At 72.7% G+C, this 11,143-nt stretch carries 13 protein-coding genes; 8 read left to right on the top strand and 5 right to left on the bottom strand.

All coding sequences use genetic code 11. The features are described from left to right. The 3 genes from ESO86_RS05270 to ESO86_RS05260 form a co-directional block, all read left to right on the top strand. Positions 1-675: nuclease-related domain-containing protein (locus ESO86_RS05270; RefSeq protein WP_165307346.1), on the top strand; the 675-nt coding region annotated here is incomplete at its 5' end. A 79-nt stretch (positions 676-754) separates the two neighbouring features. After that, positions 755-2,038: a M18 family aminopeptidase gene (locus tag ESO86_RS05265; RefSeq protein ID WP_129233833.1), complete on the top strand. Its 1,284-nt coding sequence runs from the start codon at positions 755-757 to the stop codon at positions 2,036-2,038. A gap of 124 nt (positions 2,039-2,162) precedes the next feature. Then, entirely contained in the window at positions 2,163-2,672 is a 510-nt protein-coding gene (locus tag ESO86_RS05260) for a rhodanese-like domain-containing protein (RefSeq protein WP_129233831.1), read from the top strand. Between the two features lie 73 nt (positions 2,673-2,745). Here the strand turns inward: ESO86_RS05260 and ESO86_RS05255 are convergent, their stop codons facing one another. Both ESO86_RS05255 and ESO86_RS05250 read right to left on the bottom strand, forming a co-directional pair. Beyond that, the gene (locus ESO86_RS05255) at positions 2,746-2,937 is read right to left on the bottom strand and encodes a hypothetical protein (protein ID WP_129233830.1); all 192 of its coding nucleotides are present in this window, start codon (positions 2,935-2,937) and stop codon (positions 2,746-2,748) included. Positions 2,938-3,001: 64 nt separating this feature from the next. Further along, complete coding sequence (locus ESO86_RS05250) at positions 3,002-4,375, bottom strand: L-serine ammonia-lyase (protein WP_129233828.1); 1,374 nt, start codon at positions 4,373-4,375, stop codon at positions 3,002-3,004. Positions 4,376-4,659: 284 nt separating this feature from the next. On the opposite strand from ESO86_RS05250, the gene ESO86_RS05245 reads away from it, so the two are divergent. From ESO86_RS05245 to ESO86_RS05235, 3 genes are all read left to right on the top strand, one after another. Further along, on the top strand, positions 4,660-5,760 hold the full coding sequence (locus ESO86_RS05245) for a ThuA domain-containing protein (RefSeq protein WP_129233826.1): 1,101 nt from the start codon (positions 4,660-4,662) through the stop codon (positions 5,758-5,760). 106 nt (positions 5,761-5,866) lie between these two features. Next, complete coding sequence (locus ESO86_RS05240; protein ID WP_129233825.1) at positions 5,867-6,466, top strand: GNAT family N-acetyltransferase; 600 nt, start codon at positions 5,867-5,869, stop codon at positions 6,464-6,466. A gap of 59 nt (positions 6,467-6,525) precedes the next feature. Continuing rightward, positions 6,526-6,909: an MmcQ/YjbR family DNA-binding protein gene (locus ESO86_RS05235; protein ID WP_129233824.1), complete on the top strand. Its 384-nt coding sequence runs from the start codon at positions 6,526-6,528 to the stop codon at positions 6,907-6,909. A 30-nt stretch (positions 6,910-6,939) separates the two neighbouring features. On the opposite strand, the gene ESO86_RS05230 is transcribed toward ESO86_RS05235, so the two are convergent. The 3 genes from ESO86_RS05230 to ESO86_RS05220 form a co-directional block, all read right to left on the bottom strand. Further along, a complete protein-coding gene (locus ESO86_RS05230) occupies positions 6,940-7,554 on the bottom strand; it encodes a CoA-binding protein (RefSeq protein ID WP_129233822.1) in 615 nt (204 codons plus the stop codon). Continuing rightward, positions 7,551-8,870 carry an O-acetylhomoserine aminocarboxypropyltransferase/cysteine synthase family protein gene (locus ESO86_RS05225; RefSeq protein WP_129233820.1) on the bottom strand — a complete coding sequence of 440 codons (1,320 nt, stop codon included), beginning with the start codon at positions 8,868-8,870 and terminating at the stop codon, positions 7,551-7,553. The genes ESO86_RS05230 and ESO86_RS05225 overlap by 4 nt, the downstream gene beginning before the upstream one ends. 76 nt (positions 8,871-8,946) lie before the next feature. After that, positions 8,947-9,378 carry an isochorismatase family protein gene (locus ESO86_RS05220; RefSeq protein ID WP_242492212.1) on the bottom strand — a complete coding sequence of 144 codons (432 nt, stop codon included), beginning with the start codon at positions 9,376-9,378 and terminating at the stop codon, positions 8,947-8,949. Between the two features lie 230 nt (positions 9,379-9,608). Between ESO86_RS05220 and ESO86_RS05215 the strand changes: the two genes are divergently transcribed. Further along, positions 9,609-9,992 (top strand): antibiotic biosynthesis monooxygenase family protein, encoded by a 384-nt coding sequence (locus ESO86_RS05215; RefSeq protein ID WP_129233818.1) that lies wholly within the window; start codon positions 9,609-9,611, stop codon positions 9,990-9,992. Then, on the top strand, positions 9,989-11,143 hold a 1,155-nt coding region (locus tag ESO86_RS05210; RefSeq protein WP_129233816.1), incomplete at its 3' end, for an FAD-dependent oxidoreductase. The genes ESO86_RS05215 and ESO86_RS05210, both read left to right, overlap by 4 nt.

Raw genomic sequence — 11,143 nt, 5'->3', positions numbered from 1 at the left:
CCCCGCCCCCGCCGCGACTCGCGGCCGATGGCGCGCGCCTACGGGCACCCGGGCGGGTGGACGCGCGAGCGCTACCTCGACCTCATCCGGGAGTGGGCGGGCCGTGGCGTGACCGTCGACGACCCCTACGACGCCTCGCTCGTGCGCTCGGCGCCGCGGGACATCCGCCACGTGCTCGCCGACGCGCTCGCCGAGGAGGAGACCGCGCGTTCGCTCGCGACGCTCGGCATCGCGTACACGGTGTGGCACGACATCGCGACGGATGCCGCGGGCCCCGGCTTCCCGCCCAAGCTCGACCACCTGGTGTTGGGCCCGACCGGGCTCATCGCGATCCAGTCAGAGGACTGGGGCGGACCGGTCGCGTTCAAGCGCGGCGAGCTCATCGGCGAGGCGCTCGCGGGGGAGCGGCCCATCCGGTTGCTCGCGGCGCGCGCGAAGTCGGTCACGCGTGCGGCGCGCGTGAAGCCGACCGCGCTCGTGGTGGTCGTGCCCGACGAGTACGCGAGCGCACCGCTCGAGGTCGGGGGATCGGTGCGGGGCGCAGCGGTCGCGCTCGTGCGCCGGTCGCGACTCGCGAGCGCGATCCGCGAGGGCATCCCCGGGTCGCCCGTCCTCGGCGGTGCGGACGTCATGGAGATCCGCGCGCGGCTGCAGGCGGCCATCCGGTTCGCCTGAGCGTCGCCGTCAGTGTCGCTGTCGTCGTCGTCCGCGGCCGCGGTCCGGGGCATCCGTCGAGGTTTGCGAAGATGGAGGGATGGGCACCCCTGACGTCGACGCGTACATCGAGGACTTCACCGGGTTCGTGACGGCATCGCCGTCGTCGTACCACGCGGCCGAGGAGGTGGCCCGCCGCCTCGAGGAGGCTGGCTTCGAGCGCCTCGACGAGCGCGACGCCTGGCCGAGCGGTCCGGGGCGTCGGGTGGTCGTCCGCGACGGAGCCGTGATCGCCTGGGTGGAGCCCGAGGGCGCGCAGGCGACGACCCCGTTCCGGATCCTCGGCGCGCACACCGACTCGCCGTCGTTCAAGCTCAAGCCGAACCCCTCGAGCGCGGCCGCCGGACTCTCCCAGGCGAACGTCGAGGTCTACGGCGGCCCGCTGCTGAACTCCTGGCTCGACCGCGAGCTGCGACTCGCCGGCCGCCTCGCCACTCGCGACGGCGCGACCCACCTCGTCGAGACGGGTCCGCTGCTGCGCATCCCGCAGCTCGCCGTGCACCTGGACCGCGGGGTCAACGCCGACGGGCTCACGCTCGACAAGCAGCGCCACGTGCAGCCGATCTGGGGTGTGGAGACGAGCGGCGAACCGACCGACGTCGTCGCCCACCTCGCCGCGATCGCCGGGGTCGATCCCGAGGAGGTGGTCGGGCACGACGTGCTCGTCGCCGACGCGGCGGCGCCCGCCCGATTCGGTCGCGGAGACGTGTTCCTCGCCTCCGGACGCATGGACAACCTCACGTCGGTGCACGCGGGACTCACCGCGATCCTCGGCGCGCCCGACGATGCCGGTCACATCAGCGTGCTCGCCGCCTTCGACCACGAGGAGCTCGGATCCGAGTCCAGGTCGGGTGCGAGCGGCCCCTTCCTCGCCGACGCCCTCGCCCGGATCGGCGCGAGCCTCGGCGCCGGCGTCGAGGACCGCCGCCGTGCGTTCGCCGCATCGTGGCACGTGTCCAGCGACGCCGGCCACGCCGTCCACCCGAACTACCCGGAGCGCCACGATCCCGTGAACCGTCCGGTGCTCGGCGGCGGGCCGCTCCTGAAGCTGAACGCGAACCAGCGCTACGCGACGGATGCCGCCGGGTCGGCGCTCTGGGCTGCGGCGTGCGTCGCAGCCGGCGTGCCCACGCAGGAGTTCGTGTCGAACAACGCGATCCCCTGCGGCTCGACCATCGGGCCGCTCACGGCGACCCGCCTGGGGATCCGCACCGTCGACGTCGGCCCGCCGCTGCTCTCGATGCACTCGGCACGGGAACTCGCGCACGTCGAGGACCTGGCCGCGCTCGGTGCGGCGATCGGAGCCTACTTCCGCGGCGCGTGATGTCGCCCGCCGGAGACGCCGGCCGCGCTCCGGCCACCCGAGCCCGTCGGATCTGGCGGGATGTCGCGCAACTCGGGCCGGATTCGCGCCCGGCGCCCGACGCGGCCGGTGGGAGCATCGGAGCATGACGAACACGACCGCCCCCGTGCCCGCCGCTACCGCGGCATCCGCCGTCGGGATCTTCGCCGACGTCGCCACGCCCGAGGACGCCGTGCGCCACTTCCGTGCGCGACTCGGCTTCGAGACCGACGTGTCCGACGTCTCGGCGGCGCTCGGCGTCCCCGACCCGGGCTTCGTGCTGGTCGACACGCGCAGCGAGGCCGCGTGGGCTGCGGGTCGCATACCCGGCGCGGTACACGTGCCCGGCCGTCGCATCGCGGAGGTCGCGCCGACCCGGTTCGCATCGGGGACGCCGGTGGTCGTCTACTGCTGGGGCCCCGGATGCAACGGCGCGACCCGCGCGGCGCTCGCGTTCGCGAGCCTCGGGCACCCCGTGAAGGAGATGCTCGGCGGATTCGAGTACTGGGTGCGCGAGGGGTTCGAGGTCGAGCGGGACGGGGTGCGCGAACGGCGCGCAGTGGACACGCTGACCAACGTGGCGACCGGAGCACCGGTCGTCGAATGCGCCTGTTAGGGGGACACGGGCGTCGCGCGACGTGTCGGCCTCGGGCGTGCGGCCGGCCGGCCGGGCAGGGCTGCGCGCCCGATCAGCGCAGCGGGCCGCGCCGCTGTTCCAGCCAGAGCGTGTGCTCGCGAAGGCCGTTGCGCACCGCCGCCTTGATGATGAGATAGCCGATCCAGATGCTCAGGGCGATGACGGCGAGGTAGATGAGCGAGCCGATGACGAGCACGGCGACGCTCTGGCCCATCAGCAGGCCGGGGTCGATGTTCGGGTCCACCCGGCTACCTTCCCAGAATCGCGGGGCACCCCGTAAGCGACCCATCCGGGGGACACGACCCCGATCAGCACTCGATGACGTTCACGGCGAGGCCGCCCTCGCTCGTCTCCTTGTACTTCGACATCATGTCGATCCCGGTCTGGCGCATGGTCTCGATCACGGTGTCGAGCGAGACGATGTGCGTGCCGTCGCCGTGCAGGGCAAGGCGCGCGGCCGACACCGCGGTCGACGCGGCGATCGCGTTCCGTTCGATGCACGGCACCTGGACGAGCCCCGCGACGGGGTCGCAGGTGAGTCCGAGGTGGTGCTCCATGGCGATCTCCGCCGCGTTCTCGATCTGCTGCGGCGTGCCGCCGAGCACGGCGCAGAGCCCGCCGGCCGCCATCGCGCAGGCCGAGCCGACCTCCGCCTGGCATCCGCCCTCCGCCCCCGAGATCGAGGCGTTCTTCTTCACCAGGCTCGCGATCGCGGACGCGGTCAGCAGGTAGCGGCGGATGCCCTCGCGGTCGGCGCCGGGCACGTACCTCAGGTAGTAGTGGCCGACCGCGGGGATGATCCCGGCCGCTCCGTTCGTCGGCGCGGTCACGACGCGGCCGCCCGAGGCGTTCTCCTCGTTGACGGCGAGTGCGAAGGCGTGCAGCCACTCCGTCGACGTGTCGCGGACGTGCTCGTCGCGGTCGTACTCCTCGAGCCGGCGACGCACCTCGGGCGCGCGGCGCTTCACGCGAAGCCCGCCGGGGAGCGTGCCCTCGGTGGCGAGACCGTTCGCCACGCACTCGGCCATGGCGTCCCAGATCGCATCGAGGCCGGCGACGATGCCCTCCTCGCCGTGCACGGCGACCTCGTTCCGCCAGGCGACGTCGCAGAGGCTCACGCCGTGCTCGTCGCAGAGCGCGAGCAGCTCCGCCGCGGTCGAGTAGGGCAGCGGATGCCGCAGCGCCTCGGCCTGCTCGGGCGCGTCGCCGTCGCGGCGGATGAAGCCGCCGCCGACCGAGTAGTACGTCTCCTCGGCGATGGGTAGAGCGTCGTCGTCGCCCCATGCCTGCAGGGTGAGCGCGTTCGGGTGTCCGGGGAGCCGCGTGCGGGGCTCGAGGCTGACGTCGGACTGGGACATCCGTACGCCGTGGCGACCTGCGAGCAGGACCTCGGCGCCGTCGCCGAGCCGGGCCCATGCGCTGCGGACGTCGTCGGGGTCGCAGTCGTGGGGGGCGAGGCCGCCGAGGCCGGCGACCACTGCGTCGGGCGTGCCGTGCCCGAGTCCCGTCGCTCCGAGCGAACCGTAGAGGGAGCAGGTGATGCGGCGCACGCGTTCGAGGCGCCCGTCCTCGGCGAGTCCCTCGGTGAACACGCGGGCGGCCCGCATGGGTCCGACCGTGTGGGAACTCGAGGGGCCGACGCCGATCGAGAACAGGTCGAGGGCTGAGACGAACGCTGTCACCCCTCAAGGCTACGTCGCAGCACGCGCAGGCATTCGCCGTGGATTCGAAGAATCGTGCGTCGCCCTCGCCCGTGCCCGTCGGAATGCACCGTTGCCGAGCCCCTAGGCACTTTTGAACCCGGCACCGACAAAAGATGCAGTGCGAATGCACAGGTATCGACGAAAGGCATTGACATCTGCGACCGGCGGCGCATAGTGTCGGACCCGCAATATGTCGCCTGACGCAACATATTCACGGCCTCAGGCGATCTCGGAAACGGTCCACTCGAAGGGGAGAACGACCCATGAAACAACCTGCCAAGCTCGCCGTCACGGGGCTCTGCGCCGTCGGCCTGACCCTCGGCCTCGGCATCGCCGCGGCCCCCGCCCAAGCGGACGACGACTACGAGGTGCTCGTCGTCGGCGAGACGCTCGGCTTCCGTCACTCGCACATCGACGACACCACCAACGCGATCATCGCCCTCGGCGCGGAGCACGGCTTCGAGGTCGACGTCTGGGACCCGCCGCAGGGCAACTCGCCGGGCCAGCCCGCGCTGACCCTCCCCAGCTCGCCGTTCACCACGGCGGAGGACCTCTCGAAGTACGCGACGATCATCTTCGCCTCCCCGGTGGATGCGACGAACAACCTCGACCCGAATCGGCCGCGGCTGCTGAACGACACCGAGCTCGCGGCCTTCCAGGGCTACATCCGCGCCGGTGGCGGCTACGTCGGACTCCACGCCGCGACCGACTCCATGCACACCGTGCCCTGGTACAGCGAACTGACCGGCGGAAGCGCCCGCTTCCGCAACCACCCGGCCCAGCAGACCGCGACCATGCGGGTCGAGAGCCCGACCCACCCCTCGACCGAGATGCTGCCCGCGGAGTGGGTGCGCTACGACGAGTGGTACAACTTCACGACCAACCCGCGCGACGACGTGCACGTGCTGATCACGCTCGACGAGTCGACGTACAACCCGGGCTTCGGCAGGATGGGCGCCGACCACCCGATCGCGTGGTGCCACAACTTCGAGGGCGGCCGCTCCTGGTACGAGGGCGCGGGGCACGTGGATGCGGCCTGGTCCGACCCGCTCTTCCTCAGCCACATCCTCGGCGGCATCGAATGGACCGCGGGCGTCGTCGAGGGCGGCGGCGACTGCGTGACGTTCGGCGAGGTCGGGGGAGTGCTCGACGGGCTCGCGGACGGATCGATGCGCGCCGAGATGCTCGGCAGCGGCGTGGGCGAGTACCTCGCCGAGGCAGAGGTCGCCGCTGACGCCGGCGACCACGAGGCCGCCGTTGCGATCCTCCGCCAGGCGCACGGGAAGGCGCACGGCCTGCAGGACGACGTGCTCGTCGCGAAGATCGGCGACCTCATCGAGTGGCAGGTCGGACTCACGGGCTGACGCCGGGCTGCCGTCGCGGACGGCCGGGGATCGATGGACCCCGGCCGTTCGTGCGTCCCGCCGCCGCTCGGCCGGGGCTCAGGCGGCCACGCGTAGGCTGGTGCGGATGCCCACGACCGACGCCATCCCGACGTTCCGCCCGCCCGCCTCGACCGCCGACGGGCTGGTCGTGCGCCGCATGCGCGACCACGAGGCTCCGCGAGTCGGACGACTGGTCCGCGATGCGTACGCAGGCGACTACGAGCTCACCGAGGCCTACCTCGACGAGATCGAGGCCGTCGGCGAGCGCGCCCGCGAACACGAGGTCTGGGTCGCGGTCGACGCCGGCACCGGGGCGCTGCTCGGCACCGTGACCACGCCGCGCCCCGGGCGGCGCATGTCCGCCGTCGCACGACACGAGGACGAGCTCGACTTCAGGTTCCTCGGCGTCTCCGCCGACGCGCGCGGCCGCGGCGTCGGCGAGGTGGTCGTGCGGCACGTCATCGCGCTCGCTGCGAGTCGCGGCATCCGTCGCGTCGTGCTCAACACGGGCGAGCAGATGCGGCCGGCCCGACGCCTCTACGAGCGGATGGGCTTCGAGCGGCTCGAGGACCGCGAGTTCACGTTCGAGCGCCCCGACGGCACGCCGGTGCACATCCTGGCGTACGGGATCGACGTACCCGGCGCCACCGGCGGTCCGGCCGTCGCCACGGCTCCGGCGGCGTGACCGCGTCGCTCGTGTGACCGCCCCGGCCGGCTGACGGTGCGGCGCCGTACCCTCGGAGCGTGGCCACCATCGACGACCTCCGCCGCACCGCCGCCGGGCTGCCCGGAAGCGAGGAGCGCGCGACGACGGGCGGCGCGGCCTGGTTCGTCCGCCGGAGGCTGTTCGCGTGGGAGTGCCATCCGTGGCCCAGCATCCCCGCCGACATGCGCGCAATCATCGCGGCCGAGCCCGTCGTCGGGGTGAAGGTCGCCGATCGCGTCGACGCCCTCGCCCTGGTCCAGATGGCGCCCGACGTGTTCCTCCGCACGACCACGAGCTGGGGTGAGCCGAAGGTCGCGTTCCGCCTCGCCGCCATCGACCCGGCCCACCTCGCTGAACTGGTGACCGAGGCCTGGCGCGTGCAGGCGCCGAAGTACCTCCGCGCCGAGTACGACGCGCGATGAGCGATCGGACGGCGCCGCTGGGAGGTCGCGTCAGCGTCCGCCGCGACGGCTCGTGATCTGCCCGGTGTCGAAGCCCAGCAGGTGCAGCCCGCCGTGGAAGCGCGCGTGCTCGACCTTGATGCAGCGGTCCATGACGACCGTGAGGCCCTGCTCCTCGCCGTAGTAGGCGGCCTGCTCGTTCCAGATCCCGAGCTGGACCCAGATCGTCTTCGCGCCGACGGCGACGACCTCGTCGACGACGGAGGGGATGTCGCTGCCGCGCCGGAACACCACGACGATGTCGGGCACCTCGGGCAGGTCACGCAGGCTCGCGTACGCCGGCTGCCCGAGGATCTCGGTCTCGTTCGGGTTCACGAAGTAGACGCGGTAGTCGCTCGACTGCTGCAGGTAGGTGCCCACGAAGTAGCTCGAGCGCTGCGGCTTCGGCGAGGCGCCGACGATGGCGATCGACCTCGCGGCGTTCAGGATGCGCAGTCGCTGCTTCGCGTCGGGCCCGATCCACGTGCGCTGCGACTTCAGCAGCTTCGCGAGCGGCGAGGTCGCGGGCAGCTCGCACGAGAGCCCGTTGACGAGCCGGACCGTCTCGACGTCGGACGCCGCGGCATCCGTCTCGGTCGTCGCGTCGGTGTCGCTCGCGATGCTCATCGCGCGCCTCCCACGGTGGTCAGGACGCGGTCGCGCGTCGCAGCGGTCAGGGCCTGGTCGAGGTCGGCGATGATGTCCTCGACGTCCTCGATGCCCACCGAGAGGCGGATGACGCCGGGCAGCACGCCCGCGTCGACGAGCTGCTGGTCGGTGAGCTGCGCGTGCGTGGTCGACGCGGGGTGGATGATCAGCGTCTTCGCGTCGCCGATGTTCGCGAGGTGGCTCGCCAGGTTCACCGACTCGATGAGCTTCTGGCCGACCTCGCGGCCGCCCTTCACCTCGAAGCTGAACACCGAGCCCGGGCCCTTGGGGAGGTACTTGCCCGCGCGCTCGAAGTGCGGGTGGTCGGGCAGTCCTGCCCAGAAGACGCGCTCGATGCGCGGGTCGGCGTCGAGCCACTCCGCGACGGCGCGCGCGTTGTCGACGTGCGCCTGGATGCGGTACGGCAGCGTCTCGACGCCCTGGGCGAGGAGGAACGCCGAGTGCGGCGCGAGCGCCGGCCCGATGTCGCGCAGCTGCTCTGCCCGGAGCCGGGTGAGGAAGGCGTACTCGCCGAAGTTGCCCGACCACTGCAGGCCGCCGTAGCTCGGCACCGGCTCGCCGAAGAGCGGGAACTTCTCGGAGTGCCAGTCGAAGCGGCCCGACTCGACGACCACGCCGCCGAGCGTCGTGCCGTGCCCGCCGAGGAACTTCGTCGCCGAGTGCGTCACGAGGTCGGCGCCCCACTCGATCGGGCGGTTCAGGTACGGGGTCGCGATCGTCGAGTCGACGATCAGCGGGATCCCGTGGGCGTGCGCCACGTCGGCGAGCCCCTCGAGGTCGGCGATCTCACCCGACGGGTTCGCGACGGTCTCGACGAAGATCGCCTTGGTGCGCTCGGTGATCGCGGGCGCGTAGTCGGCCGGCTCGGACGATCGGATGAACGTGGTCTCGACGCCGAAGCGGCGGAGCGTGACATCCAGCTGCGTGATCGACCCGCCGTACAGGTTCGCGGATGCCACGATGTGGTCGCCGCTGCCGGCGAGGCTCGCGAAGGTGATGTACTGCGCCGACAGCCCGCTCGCGGTCGCGACCGCGCCGAGGCCGCCCTCGAGGCTCGCGACGCGCTCCTCGAACGCCGCGACCGTGGGGTTCGCCAGCCGCGAGTAGATGTTGCCGTACTTCTGCAGCGCGAAGCGCGCGGCGGCGTCCGCCGTGTCGTCGAAGACGAACGCGCTCGACTGGTAGATCGGGAGCGCGCGGGCGCCCGCCTCGGCGTCGGGGATGTTTCCCGCGTGGATGGCGCGGGTCTTGAAGCCGTATTCGCGGTCTGCCATGGGGACACGGTAGTCCGGTGTTCCGCGGCATCCGCACCCGGCCGTAACGCAGGGCAACGGATGCCGCCGCCGGAGCCTAGCCGCCGAGGACGTCGTCGGTGGTGACGACGCGTGCGAAGCCGCCGCCGTCGAGGTTCACCGCGGTCGCGCGGGCGAGCTCGGCGGCGGTGAGGCGCGTCCCGCCCGGACCCGCCATCTCGAACGTGTGCGTCGCGTCGATCGGCAGCACGACGTCGTAGCCGAGGTTGCCCGCCATCCGGGCGGTGGTCTCGACGCACTGGTTCGTCTGGATGCCGCAGACCACGAGCTGGCGGATGCCGCGCTCGCCCAGCCACGCGTGCAGGTCGGGGTCGCCGTAGAAGGCCGAGTTCACGTGCTTCGTGACGAAGAGGTCGTGCGGGGCGTCGGCGACGACGGGCTTCAGCGCATTGCCGGGCGTCCCTGCCGCGAGCGGCGAGCCGGGCTCGCGCGAGTCGTGGCGGACGAAGCACGATCGGCCGCGAGGCATCCGCCCACCCGTCGACGAGCCGCGCGATGTTCGCCTCGGCATCGGGGTTGTCGCGCTCGCCCCAGTACGCGGGGTCGTCGAAGCCCTGCTGCACGTCGATCACGATCAGGGCGGCGGTGTCGTCGAGGTCCATGCCTCCATCGTCGCGCGGCGACCCGGCGCGGGCGTCGCCGCCGGCTGCCATTCCTCCGCGCGCGGCTGCCAACGCGGCACGCGGTAGCGTGGCCCGCGTGATCCTGGAGCACGCGATCCTGCCCGTCGTCCCCGGCCGCGAGGCCGAGTTCGAGGCCGCATTCGCCGAGGCGCTGACCATCATCTCCGGCATGCCCGGCTTCGTCGACCTGACGCTGTCGCGCTCGATCGAGACGCCGAACGCCTACCTGCTGCTCGTGCACTGGGAGCGGGTGGAGGACCACGACCCCGGCTTCCGCGAGGCGCCGGAGTACGGCCGCTGGCGCGAACTGCTGCACGGCCACTACGAGCCGTTCCCGGTCGTGGAGCACTTCCGGCAGGTGGCTTCGATCGGGATGTCGTCGGAACCTGCGGGTGCGGACGCTCGCGAACCCGCGGATGCCGACGGCATCCACCCGACCTCCGCGGCGGCGACGCGATGAGCGGAGTCACCCGCGTCGAGACCGTCGTCGTCGGCGGCGGCGCGATGGGCGCCGCGACAGCCTGGCAGCTCGCGCGGCGCGGCCGCGACGTCGTGCTGCTCGAACGGTACGAGCCGGGGCACCGCAACGGCGCGTCGCACGGCGCCTCCCGGAACTTCAACGTCGGGTACGCCGACCCGGCCTACGTCGCGATGCTCGTCGAGGCGCTGCCGCTCTGGCGCGACCTCGAGGCGGAGGCGGGAACGCCGCTGCTCGAGCTCGTCGGGGTCGCGAACCACGGCCCTGCCGCGCACTTCGACGCGGTCCACGCCGCCCTCACCGCGGCCGGGATCCCGTCGGAGTTCCTGCCGGTCGACGAGGCGTCGCGCCGGTGGCCGGGCATCCGCTTCGACACGCGAGTCCTCTTCAACGAACAGGCGGGGCGGGTGAACGCGGATGCCGCGATCGCCGCGCTGCACGCGACCGCCGCGGCCGCCGGCGCCGACGTCCGGCACCGCACGCGCGCCACGCGCATCGAGACCCTCGGCGAGGATCGCGTGCGCGTGGCATCCGTCGCCCATGACGGAGTCGAGCAGGCCGTCGAGGCTCGGACGGCCGTCGTGACGCTCGGCGCGTGGACCACGAAGTTCGTCGGCGGACTCGCGCTGCCGCCGCTCGTCGTCACGCAGGAGGGGCCCGCCCACTTCGCGGTGCGCGACGAGTCGATGCCGTGGCCGAGCTACAACCACTTCCCGGGTGCGGCGGCCGACGGGTACGGCTACTGGCGCTCGCCCGTCTACGGCATGCTGACGCCGGGCGAGGGCGTGAAGGCCGGATGGCACGGGGTCGGGCCGGTCGTCGATCCCGACGCGCGCGACTTCCTGCCCGTGCCCGACCAGCTGGCCGACCTGCAGCGCTACGCGCGCGAGTGGCTGCCCGGCGTCGACGCCGACGCCGCGACGCCGATCAGCTGCACGTACACGACCACGCCCGACGAGCACTTCGTGCTCGACCGCATCGGACCGATCGTCGTCGGCGCCGGCTTCTCGGGGCACGGCTTCAAGTTCACGCCCGTGGTCGGGCGGATCCTCGCCGACCTCGCCCTCGGGTCGGGGCCCGCGCCGTCGCGGTTCGCTGCCGGGCGCGCGGCCGCGCCGGGCGGCTCGCCGACA

The sequence above is a fragment of the Agromyces binzhouensis genome, from assembly GCF_004135055.1.
In the GTDB taxonomy this organism is placed as follows: Bacteria; Actinomycetota; Actinomycetes; order Actinomycetales; family Microbacteriaceae; genus Agromyces; species Agromyces binzhouensis.
The sequence above is the reverse complement of the archived record's forward strand: the minus strand, read 5'-3'. Positions and strand labels throughout refer to the sequence as shown.